Annotated in this window: 27 protein-coding genes; 19 read left to right on the top strand and 8 right to left on the bottom strand. The window is 43.7% G+C overall.

The features are described 5' to 3' along the window. Nucleotides 1–2: 2 nt before the first annotated feature. Nucleotides 3–446 (top strand): protoporphyrinogen oxidase HemJ, encoded by a 444-nt coding sequence (gene hemJ / locus CJD30_RS05550; RefSeq protein ID WP_294917185.1) that lies wholly within the window; start codon nucleotides 3–5, stop codon nucleotides 444–446. 15 nt (nucleotides 447–461) lie between these two features. Here hemJ and der read toward each other — a convergent pair whose 3' ends face one another. Continuing rightward, entirely contained in the window at nucleotides 462–1,994 is a 1,533-nt protein-coding gene (gene der / locus CJD30_RS05545) for a ribosome biogenesis GTPase Der (RefSeq protein WP_294917183.1), read from the bottom strand. Nucleotides 1,995–2,056: 62 nt separating this feature from the next. Here der and CJD30_RS05540 point away from each other — a divergent pair, with 62 nt between their 5' ends. The 9 genes from CJD30_RS05540 (at nucleotide 2,057) to CJD30_RS05500 (ending at nucleotide 7,646) form a co-directional block, all read left to right on the top strand. Beyond that, nucleotides 2,057–2,512 carry a phosphoribosyltransferase family protein gene (locus CJD30_RS05540; protein WP_294917182.1) on the top strand — a complete coding sequence of 152 codons (456 nt, stop codon included), beginning with the start codon at nucleotides 2,057–2,059 and terminating at the stop codon, nucleotides 2,510–2,512. A 43-nt stretch (nucleotides 2,513–2,555) separates the two neighbouring features. Further along, the gene (metK, locus tag CJD30_RS05535; RefSeq protein ID WP_294917181.1) at nucleotides 2,556–3,713 is read left to right on the top strand and encodes a methionine adenosyltransferase; all 1,158 of its coding nucleotides are present in this window, start codon (nucleotides 2,556–2,558) and stop codon (nucleotides 3,711–3,713) included. 102 nt (nucleotides 3,714–3,815) lie between these two features. Beyond that, nucleotides 3,816–4,100, top strand: coding sequence for a 4Fe-4S dicluster domain-containing protein (locus tag CJD30_RS05530; protein WP_294917178.1), 285 nt, complete (start codon nucleotides 3,816–3,818; stop codon nucleotides 4,098–4,100). A gap of 144 nt (nucleotides 4,101–4,244) precedes the next feature. Beyond that, nucleotides 4,245–4,658: a nucleoside-diphosphate kinase gene (gene ndk, locus CJD30_RS05525; RefSeq protein WP_294917177.1), complete on the top strand. Its 414-nt coding sequence runs from the start codon at nucleotides 4,245–4,247 to the stop codon at nucleotides 4,656–4,658. 5 nt (nucleotides 4,659–4,663) lie between these two features. Next, nucleotides 4,664–5,035: a YceD family protein gene (locus tag CJD30_RS05520; RefSeq protein ID WP_294917175.1), complete on the top strand. Its 372-nt coding sequence runs from the start codon at nucleotides 4,664–4,666 to the stop codon at nucleotides 5,033–5,035. A gap of 24 nt (nucleotides 5,036–5,059) precedes the next feature. Beyond that, complete coding sequence (gene rpmF / locus CJD30_RS05515; protein WP_013461018.1) at nucleotides 5,060–5,209, top strand: 50S ribosomal protein L32; 150 nt, start codon at nucleotides 5,060–5,062, stop codon at nucleotides 5,207–5,209. A gap of 3 nt (nucleotides 5,210–5,212) precedes the next feature. Further along, nucleotides 5,213–6,202, top strand: a complete 990-nt coding sequence (gene plsX, locus CJD30_RS05510) for a phosphate acyltransferase PlsX (RefSeq protein WP_294917172.1) — start codon at nucleotides 5,213–5,215, stop codon at nucleotides 6,200–6,202. 28 nt (nucleotides 6,203–6,230) lie between these two features. Beyond that, a complete protein-coding gene (locus tag CJD30_RS05505; protein ID WP_294917169.1) occupies nucleotides 6,231–7,229 on the top strand; it encodes a beta-ketoacyl-ACP synthase III in 999 nt (332 codons plus the stop codon). Nucleotides 7,230–7,274: 45 nt separating this feature from the next. Beyond that, entirely contained in the window at nucleotides 7,275–7,646 is a 372-nt protein-coding gene (locus CJD30_RS05500; protein ID WP_294917167.1) for an HIT domain-containing protein, read from the top strand. On the opposite strand, the gene CJD30_RS05495 is transcribed toward CJD30_RS05500, so the two are convergent. Beyond that, nucleotides 7,643–9,232 carry a DEAD/DEAH box helicase gene (locus CJD30_RS05495; RefSeq protein WP_294917165.1) on the bottom strand — a complete coding sequence of 530 codons (1,590 nt, stop codon included), beginning with the start codon at nucleotides 9,230–9,232 and terminating at the stop codon, nucleotides 7,643–7,645. The genes CJD30_RS05500 and CJD30_RS05495 overlap by 4 nt on opposite strands. 313 nt (nucleotides 9,233–9,545) lie before the next feature. Here CJD30_RS05495 and CJD30_RS05490 point away from each other — a divergent pair, with 313 nt between their 5' ends. Continuing rightward, nucleotides 9,546–9,749, top strand: a complete 204-nt coding sequence (locus tag CJD30_RS05490) for a hypothetical protein (RefSeq protein ID WP_294917163.1) — start codon at nucleotides 9,546–9,548, stop codon at nucleotides 9,747–9,749. Between the two features lie 21 nt (nucleotides 9,750–9,770). On the opposite strand, the gene CJD30_RS05485 is transcribed toward CJD30_RS05490, so the two are convergent. The 3 genes from CJD30_RS05485 to hemB all read right to left on the bottom strand — a co-directional run bounded on the left by CJD30_RS05485 (nucleotide 9,771) and on the right by hemB (nucleotide 12,988). Continuing rightward, a complete protein-coding gene (locus tag CJD30_RS05485) occupies nucleotides 9,771–10,961 on the bottom strand; it encodes a multiheme c-type cytochrome (RefSeq protein ID WP_294917159.1) in 1,191 nt (396 codons plus the stop codon). Between the two features lie 9 nt (nucleotides 10,962–10,970). Then, the gene (gene argF, locus CJD30_RS05480) at nucleotides 10,971–11,891 is read right to left on the bottom strand and encodes an ornithine carbamoyltransferase (protein WP_294917156.1); all 921 of its coding nucleotides are present in this window, start codon (nucleotides 11,889–11,891) and stop codon (nucleotides 10,971–10,973) included. 131 nt (nucleotides 11,892–12,022) lie between these two features. Continuing rightward, nucleotides 12,023–12,988: a porphobilinogen synthase gene (gene hemB / locus CJD30_RS05475; RefSeq protein ID WP_294917153.1), complete on the bottom strand. Its 966-nt coding sequence runs from the start codon at nucleotides 12,986–12,988 to the stop codon at nucleotides 12,023–12,025. Nucleotides 12,989–13,071: 83 nt separating this feature from the next. Between hemB and ribA the strand changes: the two genes are divergently transcribed. The 4 genes from ribA to CJD30_RS05455 are packed head-to-tail and all read left to right on the top strand — an operon-like array spanning nucleotide 13,072 to nucleotide 14,850. After that, complete coding sequence (gene ribA / locus CJD30_RS05470; RefSeq protein WP_294917151.1) at nucleotides 13,072–13,668, top strand: GTP cyclohydrolase II; 597 nt, start codon at nucleotides 13,072–13,074, stop codon at nucleotides 13,666–13,668. Continuing rightward, nucleotides 13,665–14,243: a 16S rRNA (guanine(527)-N(7))-methyltransferase RsmG gene (rsmG, locus tag CJD30_RS05465; RefSeq protein ID WP_294917149.1), complete on the top strand. Its 579-nt coding sequence runs from the start codon at nucleotides 13,665–13,667 to the stop codon at nucleotides 14,241–14,243. Before ribA ends, rsmG begins: the two co-directional genes overlap by 4 nt. A gap of 4 nt (nucleotides 14,244–14,247) precedes the next feature. Continuing rightward, nucleotides 14,248–14,454 carry a PP0621 family protein gene (locus CJD30_RS05460; protein WP_294917146.1) on the top strand — a complete coding sequence of 69 codons (207 nt, stop codon included), beginning with the start codon at nucleotides 14,248–14,250 and terminating at the stop codon, nucleotides 14,452–14,454. Nucleotides 14,455–14,457: 3 nt separating this feature from the next. After that, nucleotides 14,458–14,850, top strand: a complete 393-nt coding sequence (locus CJD30_RS05455; protein ID WP_294917144.1) for a hypothetical protein — start codon at nucleotides 14,458–14,460, stop codon at nucleotides 14,848–14,850. Here CJD30_RS05455 and CJD30_RS05450 read toward each other — a convergent pair. Continuing rightward, nucleotides 14,847–15,863, bottom strand: a complete 1,017-nt coding sequence (locus CJD30_RS05450; RefSeq protein WP_294917142.1) for an alanine racemase — start codon at nucleotides 15,861–15,863, stop codon at nucleotides 14,847–14,849. The two genes, CJD30_RS05455 and CJD30_RS05450, sit on opposite strands and share 4 nt — an antisense overlap. A 27-nt stretch (nucleotides 15,864–15,890) precedes the next feature. Here CJD30_RS05450 and CJD30_RS05445 point away from each other — a divergent pair, with 27 nt between their 5' ends. Together CJD30_RS05445 and CJD30_RS05440 are read left to right on the top strand one after the other, a co-directional pair. Beyond that, complete coding sequence (locus tag CJD30_RS05445; protein ID WP_294917139.1) at nucleotides 15,891–16,901, top strand: agmatine/peptidylarginine deiminase; 1,011 nt, start codon at nucleotides 15,891–15,893, stop codon at nucleotides 16,899–16,901. A gap of 243 nt (nucleotides 16,902–17,144) precedes the next feature. Further along, nucleotides 17,145–19,262: a TonB-dependent receptor gene (locus CJD30_RS05440; RefSeq protein ID WP_294917138.1), complete on the top strand. Its 2,118-nt coding sequence runs from the start codon at nucleotides 17,145–17,147 to the stop codon at nucleotides 19,260–19,262. 40 nt (nucleotides 19,263–19,302) lie between these two features. Here CJD30_RS05440 and CJD30_RS05435 read toward each other — a convergent pair whose 3' ends face one another. After that, nucleotides 19,303–19,860: an NUDIX domain-containing protein gene (locus tag CJD30_RS05435; RefSeq protein ID WP_294917137.1), complete on the bottom strand. Its 558-nt coding sequence runs from the start codon at nucleotides 19,858–19,860 to the stop codon at nucleotides 19,303–19,305. A gap of 9 nt (nucleotides 19,861–19,869) precedes the next feature. Continuing rightward, entirely contained in the window at nucleotides 19,870–21,063 is a 1,194-nt protein-coding gene (locus CJD30_RS05430; RefSeq protein WP_294917135.1) for a peptidoglycan DD-metalloendopeptidase family protein, read from the bottom strand. Between the two features lie 122 nt (nucleotides 21,064–21,185). Between CJD30_RS05430 and CJD30_RS05425 the strand changes: the two genes are divergently transcribed. Then, the gene (locus tag CJD30_RS05425) at nucleotides 21,186–21,986 is read left to right on the top strand and encodes a plasminogen-binding N-terminal domain-containing protein (RefSeq protein WP_294917132.1); all 801 of its coding nucleotides are present in this window, start codon (nucleotides 21,186–21,188) and stop codon (nucleotides 21,984–21,986) included. After that, a complete protein-coding gene (locus CJD30_RS05420; RefSeq protein WP_294917130.1) occupies nucleotides 21,986–23,371 on the top strand; it encodes an FAD-linked oxidase C-terminal domain-containing protein in 1,386 nt (461 codons plus the stop codon). The genes CJD30_RS05425 and CJD30_RS05420 overlap by 1 nt, the downstream gene beginning before the upstream one ends.

Raw genomic sequence — 23,371 nt, 5'->3', positions numbered from 1 at the left:
GTATGTACAGCTGGATTTTGTGGTTTCATATCATCTCAATGGTCTCATGGTTTGCGGTCCTTTTTTATCTCCCGCGTCTTTTCGTTTATCATGTCGAAAACGGTTCCAATAACGGTTTTATCGAAGTAGTAGAAGTAATGGAGATGAAGATATACAAATACATCGGTGTCCCTGCATTTTGGGCTACATTTCTCTCTGGCACGGCATTGATAGTTCTCTCAACCAGCCATTATGGAACCAATGTTTTCGCGATGGGGGGATGGATGCATGCGAAGCTTACACTCGTCGCACTTTTAATCGCCTATTTCTTTTCTCTGGGACGTTTTCGTCTCAAACTCAAAGAAAATACAGCCTATAAAAGCGGAAAGTTTTTTCGCATCTATAATGAAATCCCTACCCTCTTATTGATGGGGATTGTCGCACTCGTTATCGTAAAACCTTTTTAAAAGGTTTTACACTACTTACCACATAGAACGTTTTTTATGCGGTTGTGGCTTTTTACTCACTTTTTTCGCTTTTGCTTTAAAAAGTACCGGAGTCCCTTCAAAATCGAACTGTTCACGTAACTGATTTGTCAAATAGCGACGGTAACTGAAATGCAACCCCTGCGGCTTGTTCATAATGAGCGCAATGCGCGGCGGACGAATGTCATACTGTGTTGCAAAATACAGACGTATATTCATCCCGTTGATACTCGGCAAAATATGCTTACGCATCGCCGCTTGAATCACCTCATTCAGCCGACCCGTCGGAATACGCTGTGAATAGTTCTCATTGATTTTTAAAATCATCTCAAAAATCTTGTGTACCCGTTGATGGCTTTGCGCCGAAATCGTAATGATCGGAGCATAACTCAGAAATTTGAATCGGTCACGCACTTCGGCGATAATCTTGTCATAATCCTCTTTTGGTGCCAAATCCCATTTGTTGAGGACGATCAAACACGCAAGACGGTTTTTATCGACAAATCCGGCGATCTTCTCATCCAAATCCATAAACGGTTGTGACGCGTCCAAGACCAGCAACGCGATGTCTGCCGTCTCTAGCATCTCTTCGGTACGCATTAATGCATATTTTTCGATCCCGAGGATTTTCCCCCGTTTTCGGATTCCTGCCGTATCGATAAAGGTGATTTGCTTTTCGTTGTATTCAACCGTTTCATCGATCGGATCGATTGTCGTACCTGCTACGGAACTGACAACCGAACGATCTTCGCCGAGAAGAGCGTTGAGAAGAGAACTTTTTCCAACATTGACACGACCGATAATCGCTACTTTCATTTTATCAGTATCACCCGGTTCATACTCTTTGACGATTCCACGATAAACCTCTTCGAGTTCTTCTATCGAGGTTTCTTCCTCTTCACCGTCCTCTTCGGGGATAAAGTATCCATCATCGTCTTCGTCGTCAAATTCATCTTCATCCGCAGAAGCTCTCATAGCGGCGTCAAAACCGTCCATCTCATCTTCAACAGCTATCATTTCCGGTTCGGAAGATACAATAGAAGAATCCGGAAGCTCAGAAGCAATCCAATTCAAAAGCGGTAATATCGAGCGGTTATGAGCAACCGAAATACCAAAAATTCGATCGGTTCCAAATTCATAATACTCCCACAGCTTCTCTTGCATCTTGTCATTGTCGATTTTATTGACAACGAGTGCAATCGCTTTTCCCATCGACTCAAGTTCATAAAAAAGCTTTTTATCCTCTTCTTCGGGAAGGCTTTTTCCATCTACCATAAAGAGGATGATATCGGCTTGATGAGCCGCTTTAAGCGATTTTTCTTTGATACGGTCATAGAGTTCACACCCCTCGTCGAGTCCTCCTGTATCGAGAATTTCTACCTCTTTGTCCACTACAACGGCAATCCGTTTTTTGACGTCACGTGTAGTTCCCGCCTGTTCGGAGGTGATTGCATCGCGCTGTTTCAAAAGACGATTAAACAGTGAGCTTTTGCCGACATTCGGTCGGCCGATAATGGCTAATTTTTTCAAATTCACCCTTTAAAAATAAGTTTTTTATTATAGCGTAGTTGCACTTAGGGTATGATTCGAAAATGCTAATCTATACCTATGAACACTTTTTAAAAGACATCGTTCCCCTCTCAGAACAATGTAAATCGTTTGAACCAGATACAATTCTCGCGATAGCACGAGGCGGGATGACGCTATCTCATGCTCTTTCAATGAGTTTGGATGTTCGCAATCTTCAAAGTATCCGTGTAGAGAGTTACGACGGAGAGACTCAGCGTGAGTGTGTAAATATTTTAGGCACATCTTATTTACACGAATCCAAACGGGTTCTTGTTGTAGATGATATTGTCGATAGCGGAAAAACACTTGCTGCCCTAATGCCCTATCTTCGTTCTCAACATCCCCACTGCGAATTCAAAATTGCTACCCTTTTTACCAAATATACGGCAGTTTTCCAACCTGATTTTTCTTTGCATGAAGCGAAAGAGTGGATCGAGTTTTTTTGGGAGCGTGATTTTTTAAAAGAGGGTTCGATATAATCCGATTCAACCACTAAAATAAACCTTTTTTTCAAGGATTTTTATGCCGAAAAACTATATTTTTACCTCAGAATCGGTCACTGAAGGGCATCCCGATAAAATGGCTGACCAAATCAGTGACGCCATTTTGGACTACATCATTGAAAATGATCCAAAAGCGCGCGTAGCCTGTGAAACCCTCGTTTCGAACGGTTTTTGCGTCATTGCGGGTGAGCTGAAAACCACCACCTACGCTCCGATGCAAGAGATTGCACGTCAAGTCGTTCGTGAAATCGGCTACACCGATGCAACCTATGGGTTTGATTATCGCTCTTGTGCTGTCCTCAACGGTATCGGAGAACAATCTCCCGATATCAATCAGGGAGTTGACCAAGAGAGCGGTGAGATCGGAGCCGGAGATCAGGGCTTGATGTTCGGATACGCATGCCGCGAAACCGATGTATTGATGCCTCTTCCGATCTATCTCTCACATCGCCTTGCTGAACGCTTGGCAAAAGTCAGAAAAGAAGGGATCATCCCCTATCTCCGACCGGATGGGAAAACACAGGTGAGTATCCGTTACGTTGACGATAAACCCGTTGCAGTTGAAACGGTTGTCATCTCTACACAGCATGCGCCTGAAATCTCTCAGGAAAAACTGCACAAAGATGTCATCGAAGAGGTGATCAAAGCGATCATCCCAGCAGAACTCATGAGCCCGGATATCGTCTACCACATCAATCCGACCGGAAAATTTGTTATCGGCGGACCACAAGGAGATGCAGGACTGACAGGACGCAAAATCATCGTTGATACCTACGGCGGTGCGTGTCCTCACGGCGGTGGAGCATTCAGCGGAAAAGATCCGACCAAAGTGGATCGCTCCGCTGCCTATGCCGCGCGGTACGTGGCGAAAAACCTTGTCGCATCCGGTGCGTGTGAGCGAGCAACGATTCAGGTTTCCTACGCCATCGGCGTCGTCAAGCCGATCTCTATCATGGTCAATGCTCACGGAACCGCAGTCGTTCCTGAAGAAAAGCTTGAAGAGTGTGTCAAAGAGCTGTTTAACCTCACCCCTCGCGGAATTATCGAATCGCTTGATCTTTTGCGTCCAATCTATCGAAAAACTGCCGCCTACGGCCATTTTGGACGAGAGCTTGACGAATTTTCATGGGAAAAAACTGACAAAGTCGATGCAATCAAAACCTATCTAGGTCTTTAGTAACACTCTTCCGGATAATCTTCATCTCCCACCTGATTTTTTAGGTGGGTTTAAAATTCTTCTGTTATAGTTACCCCACAATTATCAACCAAGGAGAATCCTATGGCAGTATTCATTAATGATACCTGTATTAACTGTGGTGCTTGTATCGACGAGTGTCCAGTAGAAGCAATCGTTGACGAGGACGATAACCCAACGGGTGAAGAAGTTTATTACGTTTATGCTGATAAATGTGTTGAATGTGTCGGTCACCACGACGAACCAGCATGTGCGACAGCTTGTCCAACTGAAGGTTGTATTACATGGGATGAAATCGGCGCAAGCCCAGCTCACCGTGACGATATCAGCGCTGAAATGCGTTCTTCAAAAGCAAACGTCGTTAACTAACTTTAAAGACAAACCAAAGGGAATATTTTCCTTTGGTTACTTCAATCTCCCCTTATTTATTGCCTTCTAACAACTTTAATCTTTCCTAAATTATTATTTCGCTATAATCCCGTTCTATTTTTTACACACAAAACAGGAGCATTGATGGAACAAACATTGTCAATCATCAAGCCAGACGCCGTTGCAAAAGGTGTTATCGGTAAAATTTTGGATCGTTTCGAAAGTAACGGCCTTAAAATCGCGGCTATGAAAAAAGTTCAACTCTCACGTCAAGACGCTGAAGCGTTTTATGCAGTACATGCTGCACGCCCTTTCTTCAACGATCTTGTTGATTTTATGGTAAGTGGTCCAGTTGTAGTATCAGTTTTGGAGGGTGAAAATGCCGTCCTTAAAAATCGTGATTTGATGGGTGCGACTAACCCTAAAGAAGCGGCAGCCGGAACTATCCGTGCAGATTTTGCTGAAAACATCGATGCTAATGCAGTTCACGGGTCTGATTCTCTTGAAAATGCAAAAAATGAGATCGCATTTTTCTTTTCAGGGCGCGAAATTTCGTAATTGCCATGAAGATAGCATTTAGAAAATTGAGCTCACAACCGCTTCATTTTGAGGTAAATCGTGACAATGCTCTTTTTTCGGGTGATTTAATCCTGAAAAAAAGTAATCTTGCTCAATTAAACGGTACAATTACAGGGAGTATTTCGATTCCTTGCGACATCTGTGCCGAAGAGGTAGAAAAACCTTTGGATGAAGAGGTTGTTTTTTACCTTAGCGACGGAATATTTGAAGGCAGCGACCAAGAATTGGACGTTGTTGAAATCGACCAATCAATGATTGATATGGAAGAGCTTTTTCAGTCGGAAATCGAATTGATCAAAAGCGACTATTATTGTTGCGCAAACTGCGAAGGAACCTCGCTCGATCGAGAGTTCTAAAACCAAACAGAAAGGACTAAAAAGATGGCAGTACCTAAAAGAAGAGTGAGTCACTCACGCGCTGCAAAACGCAGAACTCACTATAAAATTTCTCTTGCTCGTCCAGTAAAAGACAAAGACGGCACGTACAAATTGTCTCACTATGTCAACCCGACAACCGGTGAGTATAAATAATCGATGATTAGAATTGCAATTGATGCAATGGGCGGGGACTTCGGTCCCGAACCGATTGTTAGAGGGACAATTGAAGCTCTTAAAGAAAAGAAGTTTCAACCGATTCTAGTTGGTAAAAAAGATGAGATTTTATCTTTATTACCCAAGGGCTATAAAGATAAAATTTTAATTATCGAAGCAGACGATGTCATTGACATGGCGGATGCTGCAACCGATGCGCTAAAACGTCAAGAAAGTTCAATCTATAAAGCGGTTGAACTGGTCAGAAACGGCGAAGCAGACGGCGTCGTCAGCGCTGGACACAGCGGTGCTACAATGACTGTCGCAACCTTACGCCTTGGACGGCTTAAAAACGTTCTTCGTCCGGCTTTAGTAACGTCTATGCCGACGAAAAGCGGTAAACGCAGTATCCTTATGGATGCGGGTGCGAATGTCGATTGTAAAGCTGAGCACCTTTTCCAATTTGCGATCATGGGGTATTACTACGCCAAAGATATGTATAAAATGGAACATCCTCGCGTGGGATTGCTTGCCAACGGAGAAGAAGATTCCAAAGGAAACGAAGTCACGAAAGATGCTTTCAAACTCCTTGAAGGTCAACAAGGCTTTGTAGGAAATGTCGAAGGGAATAATATCTTTGATGGAAGCTGTGACGTCATCGTGTGTGACGGCTTTATCGGAAATCTTGTTCTCAAAGCTTCCGAAGGGGTTGCTTCTACCATCAGTTACTTTATAAAAGAGTATATTCGAAAATCTCCGATAGCGATTACCGGTGCGCTCTTGATGCGCAAAGTCTTTAAACTGTTGAAAAAAGAGATCGACTATGCAGAGATTGGTGGAGCGCCTTTGGTCGGTATCAAAGGGTGTGCGATCGTCAGTCACGGCAAAAGCAATCCAAAAGCGATCAAAAATGCTATATTTCAAGCTATTCGTTATGTCGATAACGGTGTAAACGAACATATCGAAAAACGTTTAGAAGAACTCAAGCAATAATCGCGATCCCTTACAAAGGTAATAAAATATGTACGCTGCATTCCGCTCTATTGGGGCTTATGTCCCCTCCAAAGTCCTGAGCAATACTGACTTGGAAACGCTAGTTGATACAACAGATGAGTGGATTACAAAGCGTACAGGGATCAAAGAACGCCATATAGCTGCAGAAAATGAAACAACGAGCGATATGGGTGTAAAAGCGGCAGAGCTTGCAATCGAGCGAAGCGGTCTCCAAAAAACTGACATCGATATGCTCGTATGTGCAACAATCTCACCCGATTATTTTTGTATGCCCTCTACCGCTACAGTGATTGCGACCAAACTTGGATTGGAAAAGGTAACCGCATTTGATATTTCAGCCGCATGTACCGGCTTTGTCTATGCACTCTCTATTGCAAAGGCTTTTGTAGAGTCCGGTATGAAAAAAAATGTACTCATCGTCGGTGCCGAAAAGCTAAGCGCTATTACCGATTACAGTGATCGTGGAACGTGTATCTTATTCGGAGATGGCGCAGGTGCAGCCCTTATCAGCGCGACTGAGAACAAAGAAGAAGCAATCATTGATATTCACACCGGTTCGGACGGTTCATTTGCAGATCTTTTAATGACACCAAACGGAGGAAGCGGTTCGGTTCATGATGAACTGAACCGTGAAGCTGCCGGGTGTTTTATGAAAATGAAAGGGAATGAGACGTTTAAAGTTGCTGTGCGTACTCTCACAAGCGATGTTGTCGAAATTTTGGAGCAAAACAATATCGAATCCTCTTCTATCCAACATTTCGTACCGCATCAAGCGAACTACCGAATCATCAAAGCAGTTGGAGATGCCCTCAATCTACGTGATGAGCAAGTAGTGCTCACGGTCGAAAAATACGGCAACACTTCAGGTGCTTCTATTCCGATGGCAATCAATGATATCTACGAATCAGGACGCCTGCAAAAGGGTGAGCTCATGCTTCTCGATGCATTCGGCGGTGGTTTAACATGGGGAAGTGCTCTCGTACCTTTTGCCGGAAAAGGTAAATAAAGCCCCTCTTTCGCTACAATTAACGACTTTTTAAAAAGGTCGTCTATGTTTTATTCAAACTCTCTTATTTTCATCGAACTCCACGAATCACCTATCCCTTGGCTCAAAATTTTTACTCATGCACCCCATAAAGAGTTTAGTGAATGTTCTCGCCTAGAGAAAGAAGCGATATGGAATACGCTCGATGTGATCGAAAAAGAGATGCTCTCTTATTTCAAACCTTCCAAAATCAATATCGCCTCATTTGGCAATATGGTCCCGCGTGTTCATTGGCATATCATGGCACGTTTTGAAAATGATGAGTATTTTCCTGAACCGATGTGGGGTGCTAAACAAAGAGAAGGGTTTGTATTAGAAGCTCCGATGGAGCCGTTTTTGGAGCGACTCAAGCACAAACTTGAGTCAAGCAGTTATTAATAACGAGGTTTTGGTGAGCGATTTTGCCCGCTGAAGCTGCGTGAGCGTTCACCTCGATCATTTCCACTTCGTTCACCGCCACTTCTCTCGCCGCCACTGTTGCGATCACTATTACCACGGTATCCACCGCCGCCATTGCCGTTACGGTTACCACCGCTTCGGTTACGGTTAAATCCACCTGGACGACGGCCGTTACCGCCACGCTCGTTTCCACGACGCTCTAGATTATGAAGAATTTTTTCCAAGCGTTCTGCCGCGATACCGATATTATTCGGTCCTTGAACTGTATTGCGCTCCATAAGGACAGAGATCAATTTGTACGCAATTTGTTCTTGATCATAATCTTGTTTGAGTAAATCGAGTACTTTATGCGCTTCATCATAGATATGCTGTTTTTCGATCTCATTTACTAAACGTGAAACTTGCGCTTCTTTCACATCTACTTTGCTTGGGATATACGCATGTTCCATCGTCGTACCAACTTTCGAGCGGATACGTTGAAGCTCTTTGAATTCCAATGGTGTTACAAGGGTGATTGCCATCCCTTTTTTGCCTGCACGTCCGGTACGACCGATACGGTGTACATAACTCTCTGGATCAAATGGGATATGGTAATTAAATACGTGGGTAACACCATCAATGTGCAATCCGCGTGCTGCAACGTCAGTTGCGATCAACACATCGATAGCATCGCTTTTAAGCCCTTTGATAACACTTTCGCGTTGACGTTGTTCCATATCGCCATGAAGCCCTTTTGCCGAATATCCCGCTGCTGAGAGAACGTTCGAAAGACGATCTACCTCTTTTTTCGTACGGCAGAAAACAACTGTTTTTTGGGCATCTTCCGCGTCCATCAATCGAATAATCGCATCGTCGCGCTCAGACTCTTCAATCACATAATATTGTTGAGTGATATCGGTATTCGTTGTCTCAGTTTTGGTGATAGAGGCGAAATACGGGTTCACCAAAATACGCTCTGCCAATTGTTTAATCGGAGTCGGCATCGTTGCAGAGAAAAGCAACGTTTGACGCTCACTCGGCAAATAGGTGAAAATTTCATTGATATCGTCCAAGAAGCCCATATCAAGCATTTCATCCGCTTCATCCAAAATAACGGTCGAAGGTGCGAAACCTTTGAGCATATCACGGCTGAGCATATCGAGCAATCGTCCCGGAGTCGCAATAATAACCTGTGCTCCGCGCTCGATCAAATCAATTTGACGGTTGTATGAGCTTCCTCCGTAAATCGTTACGGTACGGACACCCAAATGTTTACCGAATTTAAAAATTTCATCACTCACTTGGTTTGCAAGTTCACGTGTCGGGGTAATAATGAGGGTTTCGATTCCCCCTTTGAGATTCATTTTATTCAACGTCGGAAGACCGAATGCGGCTGTTTTTCCGGTACCGGTGTGCGCTTGTCCCACAACGTCGCGCCCTTCCATGATGACTGGGATAACCATCTGCTGGATCGGGCTAGGAGTTGTAAACCCTGCATAGTTGATGCTTTGCATCAGCTCACGGCGAAGGCCGAAAGTCTCAAATGTCACCAAATTTTCTTCGGTGGTTTCGTGTGTATTATTCATGTAGTTTGCCTTTATAGATACGCCATCGGAAAAACGTTCCGACCAGTTACGCTTGCCCTTACGGGGGAGAAAATATGTAGATAAGTCCCGTCTTATCTTCGAGGGTACCTTGGAAAACGATACATCGTATCGCATTAAAAGGCACCCGAAATTCAGGTGGAATCTTAGCAGAACTTTACATAAAGTACCCTGATGAGATGAGTATAGTAAAAGATAAAGAGAATCTTTAGTTTCAAATCGTCTCAATTTTGTTGTCAACTTTTAATCTTTGGCAACTATACTTCCAAAAATTTCTCAGTAGGAGAGTAAGATCATGTATAACGTAAAAATTGAAAAAGAGTGCGGCTGTTTTAAACGAAGCGGTATGGAGGGCGTGAAAACATTTGATAATAAAGATGATGCGTTGATTGAGGCACAAGAGTGGGCTTCAGAAATGAATGAAACATTTTGTCAAAAGCACAATTTCTCAATCGTTGAAGAGGGCAATGATCTCATTATCAAAGTAGAGATGAACTAAGAGGCATTTTGCCTCTCTTCTCTACAATTTTACAGATACTTTCTTAATCACCATTTTTTTCGACCATATTGGGTCTTTTAACTCCAATAATTCCCGTATTTCATCATTCACCAATCGATACGAGACAACAATCGTTGCTCCATCGCTCCCAGTCGGAATCGGCAAAGAAAAAGCTTTTGAACCTTGTGCCGGAATAGAAATAGATTGTACAATTTTAGCTGCTAGATGCGGAACCGTTGGTTTTCCCCGTTTACTGAGATAGCGGGTAGTGATCGATAACGCTTCGTTTTTGATCACTTTTCCGCCGCCCGAATATTGTACTTCTATCAAAATCTCGCGTGAACCGAAACCGCTTGGAAGAGCATGAGGCTGAGGATTATTTAAAATAACTTCTAGCGCAGCCCCGTTTTTTCGTGTATCTACTTTGAGGGCATCTTTCCACATATTCTCAACATGCCCACCAATAAATCGATGTTCACGAATAAGACGTTTGTGCGGCTGTCCGTTTGCATCTCTCAATGTTGCCGCAATCCCTTCTTTTCGGGCTCCCATATGACAATCGACACATGCTTTTCCGCTGTTTTTAAATTCCGATTGCATATCGACAAATCGAAGCCCCTCTTCTGATGTGTCGTTGGCATGGCAAACGAAGCAAAGCTGGTTGGGATTGTTGTCCATGAACGGTCGTTGCTCGACCTTATGATACGGGGATTTTGCATCCGAATACGGTCCTGTCATTGTACCGGATTTCATCCATGTTACACGGTTCATCCCCCGTTTATCGGCTGGAAGCTCATCATGAATCTGATCAATATTGTGACAGACCACACAATTGATCCCCTCAGCAATGGTATCGCTTCGAAGTGCCTTGGAAGCGGCAGAATCTTTATCAAGATTCAATGCGGCTATCGCTTCATATTCGGCATTGGTAGAAGTAACTGCTATACGGGGATTATGGCAAGTGGCGCATTCTATTTTGATAGTATTTAATGATTTACGATTGTCTTTACGGGCTACATAATCAATCGTCTTTTGGAAATACTCATCATTTCCGTAATGAGATTTTGCATGCCATGAATCTTCCCATTGCGCTACGATATGGCTATGACACGCCTTGCATTTACCGGAATCTTTATATTTGTCTCCGACTTGAACTACATTTGCAGCAAAAAGACCAATACTCAGAATACCCAACAGCCATACATGACGCATAATTACTCCTTATCGATGATTATTCAACCAAACCATTAACCCTTTTTGTGCATGAAGACGATTTTCTGCTTCTTCGAAAATAACGCTTTGGTCTCCATCGAGTACCGCTTCGCTCACTTCGATGCCGCGATACGCAGGAAGACAGTGCAAGAAGATAGCATCCTCTGCAGCCAACGCCATCAATGCTTCATCAACGATATAACCTTGAAATGCACGAAGACGCTGCGCTTTTTCCTCTTCTTGTCCCATAGAGATCCATGTATCGGTCGTAACAACGGTAGCTCCCGCTACAGCTTCTTTGGGGTCATTGGTAATCGTGATTTTTGCACCGCTTTGCTCAGCGAATTTCATTGCATCGGCAATAATCAAAGGATCGCATTCGTACCCTTTCGGAGTAGCGACACGAAGCTCAAATCCTAGCTTTGAAGCGAGCATAAGCCATGAATGGGTCATATTATTCCCATCCCCTACATAGGCTACTATCGGATTTTTGTCTTTACCGCATTCCATCATCGTCATGTAATCGGCCAAAAGCTGAACCGGATGATAGCTATCGCTCAAGCCGTTGATAACAGGAACTTTTGAGTAACGTGCAAATTCTTCAAGCATCGACTGCTCATAAGTGCGGATCATAACCATATCGCACATAGACGAGATCACGCGCGCAGTATCTTTGACCGGTTCGCCTCGTCCAAGATGGATGTCACGATTGGAGAGGAACAGTGCGTGCCCCCCGAGTTGATACATCCCCACTTCAAAACTGACACGGGTGCGGGTCGAGCTTTTCTCAAAAATCATCGCTAGCGTCTGATTGGCCAAACGGGGGGTAAATACTTTTGCTTTGATCTCTTTTTTGATCTCTAACCCGAGTTCTAAAATCTCTAAGATCTCTTCTTTGGTGTAATCTTTTAACGTTAAAAAGTGTCTCACGTTATTCCTTATATACAAAAAACAATCATATCATAAAATGATTTCATTAACAATTTCATTTCAGTTGAGGAAAGCTTTAATGCCTTAGCGGGGAGTATAGCCAGAGGAGTTTTATTCCTTTGGCGTTCAAATCAAGATAGAAGTGCCGCCACTTCTTTCGCATGATAGCTGATAATGATATCGGCACCTGCGCGTTTGAATCCGACCATCGTCTCCATCATAACACGATTATAGTCAATAAGCCCCGCCGCTCCGGCATGTTTTAGCATTGCGTATTCGCCGCTGACGTTATATACTGCCAACGGAAGCTGTGAAGCTTCGCGAATATCACGAATTATATCAAGGTATGCCAATGCCGGTTTTACCATCAAAATATCAGCCCCTTGTGCTTCGTCCACAAGGCTTTCACGGATGGCTTCACGGCGGTTTGCCGGATCCATTTGGTAGGTCGAACGATCTCCAAAACTCGGAACCGATTCGGCAACATCGCGGAACGGTCCGTAATACCCGCTCGCAAATTTGGTCGAATAGCTCATAATCGGCAAATTGACATACCCGCCCCCATCAAGAGCATCGCGAAGAGTCGTAATAATCCCATCCATCATCCCTGATGGCGCGATCATATCGGCACCTGCACGGGCATGGACCAATGCCTGCTGTGCCGAAATACCCAATGTCAAATCATTATCGACCGTCTCATGGACATGGTCAAGAATACCGCAGTGCCCGTGATCGGTGTATTCACAAAAACATAAATCGGTCACCACAAACATTTTCGGGAATGAGCGTTTGATTGCACGCACTGCCGTCGCGATAATCCCGTGGTCACACAAAGCGTCACTTCCGACTGAATCTTTTACTTCAGGAATACCGAATAAAATAATCGAATTGATCCCGAGAGATTGAAGAAGCTCACACTCTTTTAAAATTTCGTCCAATGACATCTGAAAGACGCCCGGCATTGAAGCAACTTCTGTTTTAATCCCCTCTCCCGGTCGGACAAACAACGGATAGATAAAATCATTTACCCCCACATGAGTTTCACGAACCAATGAACGCAGTTGGGAATTGAGACGGGTGCGGCGAAAACGCTCCATAAATGTGACTCCAATGAGAAAATAAGGATTAGATTGTATCGCCAGTTAGTTTAATAAACCATTTTTTAGAAACACCTATTATAATGGCACTAATGAAAACAACAACACTTTTTGAAAAATCATCTGTCGCCAATCTACCAAGCAAATACGGCCATTTTAAAATCCGTGTTTACAAAGAGGGGATTCAGGAACATCTAGCCATTTTTACCGAAAATTTCGAGCGCCAAGAATCCCCACTCGTGCGGATACACTCCGAATGCCTTACCGGTGATACCTTTGGCAGTATCAAATGCGACTGTAACAATCAGTTACACAAAGCACTTGAACTGATCGCACATGAGGGCGGTTTGATCATTTATCACCGTCAAGAGGGGCGCAACATCGGTCTGCTCAACAAAGTCAATGCCTACTGCCTCCAAGATCAAGGACGCAATACCATCGAAGCCAATGTCGAACTCGGATTTGCTCCGGATCAACGTACTTATGATGTCGTCGGCGAAATTTTCAAAGACTTCGGACTTACCAAAATCCGTCTGCTCACCAATAATCCGGCAAAAATCGATGTTGTGAAAGATCTTAATGTCACGATTACGGAACGGGTTCCCGTCATTATTAGCCCAAATCCCCATAATGAGGGATATTTGAAGGTCAAAAAAGAGCAAATGGGGCATGATCTATGAGTCATTTGACACAGTTACTATCACCTCATAATCTTCCTCTACCGGATGATTTTATTGAAAAAGCGGAACACTATAAAGCCCTGTTGGAGAAATGGAATAAAATCCATAATCTCACCGGAGCGAAAACATCAGCGCAAATCGATCAGTTTATTCTCGATGCCGTGATTCCCGTTAGTTTTCTTCCTTCCATCCAAAAAGGGATGGATATCGGAACCGGAGCTGGATTTCCGGGGATGATTTTGGCACTTGCCCTACCGCAGACCCATTTCACGCTTGTCGAACCGCTCTCGAAACGGGCCAGTTTTTTACAATTTGTCAAAGCCGATTTGGGGTTGGACAACGTCGAAGTGAAGGCGTGTCGGGTCGAACAGCTTCCGAGTGAACCGTATGATTTCATTACCTCGCGTGCCGTAACCGATACGGAGATGCTTCTCAAACTCTCTGCACCGTTTTGTACCGAGGGGAGCCTCTTGCTCTTTTACAAAGGGGAAAAGGTGTATGATGAAATCGATGAATCGTTGGATTATGAAATCATCGAGGCGAAAAATCGCCATTATTTACTCATAAAGAGATAAACTCATGTTAAAAATGTTGCTATTTGCCGCTTTGTTGTTCGGCGTCTATTATATTTTCTTCCGAAAAGTGAGTCTAACGCCACCTGCTTCATCGGATACTTCTCCGGAGGAAATGGTTCCCTGCGCAAAATGCGGCACCTATGTACAGTTCAAAGAGACACTGACACGTGAGGGAAAACACTACTGCTCACGCGAATGTATGGAAGGTTAAAGCATGCTATTATTCGGTCACCCCTACGTCGCGTCTCAACCGTTTTACCATATTGATTCAACAGAAGCATTACGCCATACTCCGGCCAATTCGGTTGTTGCTCTCTATTTTTCACCTGAAAATCTCGATATCATGGAACATTTGCGCAAAAACGGTGTTCGGTTTGCTTTGCACGTCGAAAATGCGGTCGAAGCGGTGATCGCAGAGAACCTTCGGGCGTCGTATTTGATCGTCCTCCCGCGCGATGCAGAAGAAATTCAAAAAGTAGCGGAACACTACCTCTTTGATGCCAAGGTCTTAGGCTATATCGATGATGTGAATGATTTAAATGATTTGATCGAAATGCGCCTAGATGGAGCCATTTTCAGCGATTCGATTATTAAAGTCACCTCTTAATCTATCCACTCACGTTTGAGGTCTTTATCCAAACACGCCAAAATTTCATAGCCTATCGTTCCTACTGAACGGGCATACTCATTGGCGTTATCAAAAATCAGCAACTCTTCTTTGTCACTTGAAAAAGCGGCATTATCCATCGAAATACGCCCGCGCAATGCAACTCCCTCAGGAGTCGTGAAACGATCCGATGCAAGTCGATCCAATCCGTTAGCGTATCCCACGTCATAAGTGCTGATCACCTCATCGCATGTCGCTTCGTAGATACCGTTATACCCTACCCGCTGTCCGGCTTTGAGCACTCTCGTTGCGATACGGTTTCCCCACAACGACAAGACACTTTTAAATGCCGGCTGAGGCAATGTCGGATCCATTTGCAAACAACCATACAGGGCGATTCCAACCCGTACCATGTTATCACGGCACTCTGAACTGCGAAAGGCTCCTGCAGAGTTAGAGATATGAAACCGTAAGCTCCAACCATAGAGCTTTGCCAGATCAAGTGCTTTGGGCTTGAGCGTATCAAATATCCGACGCTGCCAATACCACTCGCTGCTAAGTGTATCGGCGGCTCTAAAATGACTCATCACACCGACACAGACCAATCCTTGTGCCGCTATTTTTACAAATGCTTCTTCGAGTTGATCGGGTGTAATTCCGTTTCGATGCATCCCTGTATCGATTTTCAACTCGACACGTACCCCTTTGGGGTATAACGCAATCTCTTCGAGCGAATTGAGCGCATAGCTAAGTTTTGGATGTCCTTGAATCGGTATTTCGCCCAAGACAAGGACATTCTCAAAATACTCTACAATTTCTAATGCTTCTCTCTCTAACCGTACGACCGCTTGTTTCACCCCATAACGCGATGATTCATCAGCAATCAATGTTGCCCCGTGCCCATAAGCGTTATCTTTTAAAACGACGGCTATTTTATCTTTTCCACCGACTTGGTGTGCGATAATGTCAAGATTATGTCTCAGTGCCTCTCGGCTCAATTTAATAGTTCCCATAGGGGAATTATATTCTAAGGATTGTTAATGCGTTATTTCCCCGCCGAATTTGAACCTCAAAGTTTCGTTCAGCTCATTTTTCCTCACAGCCAAAGCGATTGGAGTGAATATCTCGAAGAAGCACGAACATGTTTTGTTAACATTGCGACTGCCGTTGCACGCTATCAACCCTGCCTCATCGTCTGTGATGATATTGATCTCGTCAAAAGCTATTTTGCGGATCAAACCAACTTGATTTTTACCCAGTATCAAACGAATGATACGTGGGCACGTGATTGCAGTGCTCTCACGGTCATTGACGAAGAAGAAGGGGAACCGATCCTCCTCGATTTTACCTTTACCGGATGGGGCGGAAAATTCGATGCATCCCTTGATAATGCGATGAGTGCTGCTATTGCACCCATTTACGGCGCACCGATGGAAAAAGTCGATTTGATTTTAGAGGGTGGCGGTGTCGAATCCAACGGTATCGGCTCACTTCTCGTAACGGCCGAAACGATCCTGAATCCTAACCGAAATGCTCATTTAAACAAAGTCCAAACCGAGACTATTCTCAAAAAAGAGTTTGGCGTAGAACAAATTTTGTGGCTGAATCACGGCTATTTGGCAGGAGATGATACCGACAGCCATATTGATACACTCACTCGTTTCATCGATACCGATACCATTATGTATGTCAAATGCGATGATACAAATGATGAGCACTACGATGCACTCAAAAAAATGGAAGCTGAACTGATGGAATTGCGGGATTTGGAAGGTGAACCGTTCAACCTGATCGCATTACCGATGACGACCCCTGCCTATTACGACGGCGAACGCCTACCGGCAACGTATGCCAATTTTCTCATCATCAATGATGCGGTTCTTTTACCGGTTTATAACGATCCGCATGACGCTGAAGCAATCGCTATCTGTGAAAAAGCTTTTAGAGGTCGTGATATTATCCCGATCGATTGTTCGGTGCTTATTCGCCAACACGGTTCGCTTCACTGCGTTACGATGCAGTTTCCCGAAGAGGTTACTATCCGTTTTTGATACACACATTTCCGGCAAAGCCGGCAATGTGCTCTTCAGCAAAGTGCTCTCGCGCTGGTCACTCTTTACGGATGGAATAACAAAGAGAATCCCGAATAAAGGAAATAGCCCGAAGCCGCCAATAAAAGTAGAGTTAAAAAAATTTGTTTTGGATTGAGTTTCATGGGCAAAAGTATAACCACTTAACACTAATGTAACACTTCTTCTCTATTATTTCTTCATATTTTCTTAAGGATTATAAGTATGAAGAAAGTTTCGCTACTCTCTCTAGCCGCAATTGCTGCATTGGCTATTGAGCCAGTCACTTTACAAAAAATATCGGTTGAAGGAGATATCGTAAATACCGATCTCTCTTCCACTACTCTAGCAAAAAAACAATCTTCAACGATGAGCGGCGATGTTGCGACCGCACTCAAAGATATTCCGGGAGTCAGTGTTTATGAAATGGGCTCACGCGCCTCATTGCCGGTCATCCATGGAATGGCTGATGATCGTGTTAAAATTGATATTGACGGTATGACCATCACTTCAGCTTGTCCCAACCACATGAACCCGGCTCTTTCGTATATCGATACAACCAAAATTGAATCCATCAATGTTGTGGCAGGAATTACACCTGTCAGTGAAGGGGGCGATAGTATCGGCGGAACAATTGCCGTTAAAACCAAAGATCCAAAATTTGCCGATAAAGCGGGAGAGGCACTTATCAGCGGAGAAGCCTCTGGCTTTTATCGCAGCAATAATCAAGCACGCGGTGCTTCAATTTCGGCAACTGCCGCTAACGACAAACTGAGCATTAACTACGCAGGATATGCAGAACAAGCAGATAACTACAAAAACGGAAACGGCGCTATCGTTCGAGATACCCTCTATAAGCAAGCAAATCATTCCGCAACACTAGCTTACAAAACATTCGATGGGTATATCGCTCTCAAACTCGCTCAAAGCAATACGGACTACGTCGGATTTCCAAATGAGTACATGGATATGCTCGCCAACCAATCAACATCGGGCAATCTAATCTACAAAGGAAAGATAGGATCATTATTCATTGATGCCAATGCCTATCGCCAAAATACCGATCACTATATGAATAAACTCATTGGAGAACGTACCGGAAACATGCCGATGTATACCGACGCAAAAGAGAGCGGTTTGAACGTTAAAGCAACCCTTCCTTACAGCCAAACCCAAACACTCAAATTTGGTGCTGATTATAATCGATACCGTCTCAACGACTGGTGGCCTGAAGACAGTGTCAATCATATGGCAGGGATGAGTCCTGGAACCTTTTTGAATATTAATAACGGACAACGAGATCGTATCGGATTGTTTAGTGAAGTTGTTTCACAATGGAGTGATAGACTCTCATCTATTTTCGGTGTGCGTTACGACCGAGTTACAATGGATACCGATGATGTACACGGCTACAACGGATATAGCGGATTTATTGGAGCCAATAACAACGACCCTGTAGATGCGGCTTATTTTAATGCACTTGAACACAAAAAGGTCGATAATAATTTCGATATCACGGCGATGGGCAAATATGTATATAGCAAAAACAGTGACATTGAACTCGGTTTTTCTCGTAAAACCCGTTCGCCAAATATGTATGAACGCTATTCATGGGCAGGAAGCTCAGGAGTCTACACCAATCCGATACGCATGGATATGAGAATGGTAAACTGGTTTGGAGACGGCAACGGCTATGTTGGCAACCTGAACCTTGATCCGGAAGTAGCAAATAGCATCAGTGCTACACTATCGCTTCATGACAATGCCGAAAAAGAGTGGAGCTTGAAATTGACTCCATACTACACAAAAGTAAAAGATTACATCGATATCGATCTTGTAAATACATCCGGCGGAATCAACTATTTTCAATTCATCAATACCGATGCTCACCTTTTCGGTGCTGATCTCTCCGGATATACAACCCTCTCAGATACTGTCGATAACGGGAAAGTAACACTCAAAGGCTCCATAAGCTATACCCGCGGTTTCCGTGATAACGGCGGGTCACTTTATCATATGATGCCGTTTCATGCAAAAATTTCACTCGATCGTGCATCAGGAACATGGAATAATGGAATCGATATTGAATCCGTAGCTCAAAAAAGTTCTGTTGATACCCTGCGAAAAGAGCCCTTAACTCCGGGGTATGCTTTGGTTGATTTGCGAACCGGCTATGCATACTCAAAACAGTTGAACATGGATTTCTCGGTTACCAACTTTTTTAACAAAGCATATGCAATGCCGCTAGGGGGGATTGATACCGTCAATTACACGGCAAACACCTATACCCCGCTCCAAGGGATGGGCCGCTCGTTCAACGCTGCACTCTCGTATAAATTCTAACCGAATACCGCTGTATCATCCTTCCCGCATTACGCGGGAATTACAGTTTGCTCTCCAGAAACCATCCAAAGCCAAACATCAGCCCCGGTGTTTTGGCTTTGGTCTCATCCATTATAAAGCTTTTTGCTTCCTCTAAAGGAATCTCTACGACCTCAATCGACTCGGTTTCGATACCGCCCCCGTTATTCACACGCATCGACTCACTCACTCTTGCATAAAAAAGAGTCTGCACCGATCCGGCGAATCCGACTGCCGTATAAAACGAGCTCACTCGCTCTATAGACTCCAAAGGCACATGATATCCACACTCCTCGAGAATCTCTTCATGCGCTATCTCTATAAGTGATTTGGATTTATCCACAATTCCAGCACACAATTCATACGTATAGCCATCCTTGTTTTTCAAATAAACAGGGGGGCGAAATTGCCGAACTAAAACGAGTGTCTCCCGTTCCTCGTGATAAAGGAGAATCGCCACACTATCATGAACTTCGACCATATCCCATATTTTTTCGATTCCGTCTTGAACGTATTCAACCCTTTTAGGCTTTACAAAATTTGATGTTACACACGGAACGATTTTGACCTTATCGATCATAACAACTCTTTAAAAAGGTTTTGGTTTAAATGTCTGGCTATCAACGTAATAGGTTTCATGGAAATCAAAATACGGCTTACGCACAGGTTTTTGCTGCAAAATTTTTCGAAACTTAGCATCCATCTTATCTCGTATCGCAAGAAATACCTTACGTTCTTTGCCGCTAAATCCCTCAGTTGTCTTTTTCATTACACTCAGTGGATTGATAGCCGTACTCCCCGAATACATCCCAAAATGCAGATGCGGACCTGAAGACAACCCTGAATTTCCAACATATCCAATAATTTCACCTTGTTTCACCACTGAGCCGTTATGGATACCGGCACGAAACGATTTTTGATGAGCATAGAGGCTAATCAGTCCATTACTATGACGAATTTTTATCGTATTCCCATAACCGCGCGATGAGCCGGCAAAACTGATTCGACCGTCACCGGTTGCCAAAATCGGAGTTCCCGGACGGGCTCCAAAATCAACACCCGCATGCGCGCGATAGCAGTGGAGTACGGGATGATAACGGCTCTTTGTAAAACCGGAGGTAATACGGGGATTATTGATTGGAATTTTAAACAAAAATTTCTCATATTGTGCCCCTTTTTCATCATAAAAACGACCGTCGGCATGCCTGTAAACAGTCACTTTTTTTCCGTTGATCTCAACCATAGCACCATGTACTTCAGGCATTGAAAACGGTTTGCCCAGCCGATATTTTTGAGTATAGACCAATACGATCGGGTCCCCTTTTTTAAACCCTTTCCTAAAATCGACTTTTCCCTTAAACATTTTGACGAATTCGGAAGCCAGATTTTTAGATCCTGTCAATTTCACAATATCATCATACGGTAGGGTCTGAATCGGGACATACAGTGTTTCGGTATACTCTTGGGTTACAATCGGAACTACACGAATATCATAACGTCGTTTCGGGGTAAGAAAAATCTGGAGTTGCAGTTCATCATTCACTGGGATCAAAATTTGTTGAATAAATTTTTTATCATCCACTACCATTTGACAATTAGCGTTATAAGGGATATCTTCGGTAAGTTTTTGATCCTCTTTATCTAGATTGTAATAGAGAGAAAGAGGTAATTTTTTCCGTTCTAGAAATGTGAGAAAACTTTCGCCGTCATTCCATTTAAAAGGCTTAACCAAGCTACCGAAAAGGAGAATAGGCAATAACAGTAATGCAAAAAAACGACCCATTCTCATCCTTGATCAAATATACACAATGCAAAAGCAAAAAAGAGTTAAATGATAGCAAAAAATCCATTTACAAAGATGTGTTAAGCTATAATCGCTATTAATTACTTTACCAAAAGGTTACCATGATGCGCATCTGGCTTTTTACATTTATCGCGTGCAGCGTCCTCAACGCTTCATCGATCACTGCTCCTTTGATTGAGGTTGAAGGGGAACGTGCAACGATTGTTGCCGAAAATTTGAGAGAAGGGATGAGCGGTTTTATCGTTCGAAAATTCGATGCTACCCACAGTACTATCATTGCCAATGCCAAAGTAGAGAAAACCAACCCTGCCAATCACCGTGCTATCCTTCAAATCAGTAAATACACAGGACTTCATCAAAATGCTCTTCCGAATGGAAACTGGAAACCTAAATCGTCTGATATTGCTGTTTTAGCCTATGACTATGAACGTGCACTTGTTGTGGCACCTAATGATGATACGTATGATGCAATTACCAAAAGCATTTCAGGAGTTGAATGGGTTCACCCTGACAACTATGCAACGTTTCTCTCTTATGAAGGACATCAAACCCCTTTGGTCGATGATTTTCAAAGTTACTGTACCGCTAACTCCGTCGGATTGCTCTATATCCAAAGCGCCGATCACCTCTTTACTCTGGATTGTAAAAGTTTCACACTATTGCAAAATACACCGTTTGCAAAAGTAGAAAAAAAAGAACAAACTCCCTTTTATACCCGCATTCCGACGATCCGAGGCGCGTGGTGGGGCAAAGGGAGTTCCAGTTTAAAAAGTTACGAACCCTATTATCTTGAGATTATTGCTTTAAGCAATTCAAAAAACACAGAACTATATGAACTCTACAAAGCGAAATTTAGTGATAAAAGCGCACTATTACGCAATTTTGACCTGAAGGATAAATGATGCTCTCATCTGATGCTATCAACTTTTTTATCAACTTAATCGGCAATGAAAACGTCTACAGCGATAAAGCTCATCTGATAGCCTATAGCTATGATGCGACACGAGAGCGATTCGAACCGGATGCTGTTCTTTTCCCTCGCAGTGAACAAGATGTGAGTGATATTTTAAAATACTGCAACGAGCACCGTATTGTTATTGTTCCACGCGGTGCCGGCAGCGGCTTCACAGGCGGAGCACTCCCTGCAAACGGCGGAATCGTCCTCGCATTTGAAAAGCATATGAACAAGATTTTAGAGATCGATATGCAAAATATGGTCGCTATCGTTCAACCGGGCGTTGTGAATATGGAGTTACAAAAAGCAGTCGAAGAGGTCGGTCTCTTCTATCCGCCCGATCCTGCATCCCAAGAATATTCAACTATCGGCGGAAACGTGAATGAAAATGCCGGAGGTATGCGAGCCGCCAAATACGGAATCACCAAAGACTACGTTATGGCGATCCGTGCCGTATTACCCAACGGTGACATTATCAAAGCGGGAAAACGGACCATCAAAGATGTTGCCGGATACAACATTGCCGGCATTTTGATCGCCAGTGAAGGAACTCTTGCCGTTACCACCGAAGTAACTCTAAAACTCCTCTCAAAACCAAAAATGACCAAAACAGCCATGGGTATTTTCCCAACCGTTAACGCCGCTATGGAAGCGGTCTATAAAACCATGGCAAGTGGTGTAACCCCTGTAGCCATGGAGTTTTTGGACAACCTTACCATACGCGCAGTGGAGCAGGTATATCACAAAGGGCTCCCAATTGAAGCGGGAGCGATCCTCGTCACTGATGTAGATGGAAATCTCGAAGAAGATCTCGATTTTCAGCTTGGTTTGGTCGAAAAAGTATTCCGTGAAAACGGATGCAGTGAATTCAAAATTGCAAAAGATAAACAAGAAGCATCCGATCTCTGGTTTGCGCGCCGTAATGCAAGCCAATCACTCTCTGTATACGGGAGCAAAAAAATCAATGAAGATGTCACCGTTCCCCGCTCCGCACTTCCTGAACTGCTCGAAAAATTCGATGCTATCGCCAAAAAATACAATATCAACATCCCATGCTTCGGTCACACAGGAGATGGGAATGTCCACACCAACGTTATGATCGACGGAAAAGATCCCGAACAAGTCAAAATCGGATACGAAGCTATCAAAGAGGTTTTCCAAGCAACTATTGATTTGGGAGGAACCCTCAGCGGTGAACACGGAATTGGCTTAGCCAAAGCACCGTATATGTCGATGGCATTTACCCCTGAAGAGATGGCACTGTTTCAATCGATCAAACGGGCATTCGATCCTAATAACATCCTCAATCCATCAAAAATGGGACTAGAATAA

This window comes from Sulfuricurvum sp. PD_MW2 (assembly GCF_002633015.1).
GTDB lineage: Bacteria > Campylobacterota > Campylobacteria > Campylobacterales > Sulfurimonadaceae > Sulfuricurvum.
This window is presented reverse-complemented; position numbering and strand designations above follow the sequence as displayed.

Coding starts and splice junctions, on each gene's coding strand:
- hemJ (WP_294917185.1), top strand. CDS start 3: ATGTACAGCTGGATTTTGTGGTTTCATATCATCTCAATGGTCTCATGG.
- CJD30_RS05540 (WP_294917182.1), top strand. CDS start 2,057: ATGCTAATCTATACCTATGAACACTTTTTAAAAGACATCGTTCCCCTC.
- metK (WP_294917181.1), top strand. CDS start 2,556: ATGCCGAAAAACTATATTTTTACCTCAGAATCGGTCACTGAAGGGCAT.
- CJD30_RS05530 (WP_294917178.1), top strand. CDS start 3,816: ATGGCAGTATTCATTAATGATACCTGTATTAACTGTGGTGCTTGTATC.
- ndk (WP_294917177.1), top strand. CDS start 4,245: ATGGAACAAACATTGTCAATCATCAAGCCAGACGCCGTTGCAAAAGGT.
- CJD30_RS05520 (WP_294917175.1), top strand. CDS start 4,664: ATGAAGATAGCATTTAGAAAATTGAGCTCACAACCGCTTCATTTTGAG.
- rpmF (WP_013461018.1), top strand. CDS start 5,060: ATGGCAGTACCTAAAAGAAGAGTGAGTCACTCACGCGCTGCAAAACGC.
- plsX (WP_294917172.1), top strand. CDS start 5,213: ATGATTAGAATTGCAATTGATGCAATGGGCGGGGACTTCGGTCCCGAA.
- CJD30_RS05505 (WP_294917169.1), top strand. CDS start 6,231: ATGTACGCTGCATTCCGCTCTATTGGGGCTTATGTCCCCTCCAAAGTC.
- CJD30_RS05500 (WP_294917167.1), top strand. CDS start 7,275: ATGTTTTATTCAAACTCTCTTATTTTCATCGAACTCCACGAATCACCT.
- CJD30_RS05495 (WP_294917165.1), bottom strand. CDS start 9,232: ATGAATAATACACACGAAACCACCGAAGAAAATTTGGTGACATTTGAG.
- CJD30_RS05490 (WP_294917163.1), top strand. CDS start 9,546: ATGTATAACGTAAAAATTGAAAAAGAGTGCGGCTGTTTTAAACGAAGC.
- CJD30_RS05485 (WP_294917159.1), bottom strand. CDS start 10,961: ATGCGTCATGTATGGCTGTTGGGTATTCTGAGTATTGGTCTTTTTGCT.
- hemB (WP_294917153.1), bottom strand. CDS start 12,988: ATGGAGCGTTTTCGCCGCACCCGTCTCAATTCCCAACTGCGTTCATTG.
- ribA (WP_294917151.1), top strand. CDS start 13,072: ATGGCACTAATGAAAACAACAACACTTTTTGAAAAATCATCTGTCGCC.
- rsmG (WP_294917149.1), top strand. CDS start 13,665: ATGAGTCATTTGACACAGTTACTATCACCTCATAATCTTCCTCTACCG.
- CJD30_RS05460 (WP_294917146.1), top strand. CDS start 14,248: ATGTTAAAAATGTTGCTATTTGCCGCTTTGTTGTTCGGCGTCTATTAT.
- CJD30_RS05455 (WP_294917144.1), top strand. CDS start 14,458: ATGCTATTATTCGGTCACCCCTACGTCGCGTCTCAACCGTTTTACCAT.
- CJD30_RS05450 (WP_294917142.1), bottom strand. CDS start 15,863: ATGGGAACTATTAAATTGAGCCGAGAGGCACTGAGACATAATCTTGAC.
- CJD30_RS05445 (WP_294917139.1), top strand. CDS start 15,891: ATGCGTTATTTCCCCGCCGAATTTGAACCTCAAAGTTTCGTTCAGCTC.
- CJD30_RS05440 (WP_294917138.1), top strand. CDS start 17,145: ATGAAGAAAGTTTCGCTACTCTCTCTAGCCGCAATTGCTGCATTGGCT.
- CJD30_RS05435 (WP_294917137.1), bottom strand. CDS start 19,860: ATGATCGATAAGGTCAAAATCGTTCCGTGTGTAACATCAAATTTTGTA.
- CJD30_RS05430 (WP_294917135.1), bottom strand. CDS start 21,063: ATGGGTCGTTTTTTTGCATTACTGTTATTGCCTATTCTCCTTTTCGGT.
- CJD30_RS05425 (WP_294917132.1), top strand. CDS start 21,186: ATGATGCGCATCTGGCTTTTTACATTTATCGCGTGCAGCGTCCTCAAC.
- CJD30_RS05420 (WP_294917130.1), top strand. CDS start 21,986: ATGCTCTCATCTGATGCTATCAACTTTTTTATCAACTTAATCGGCAAT.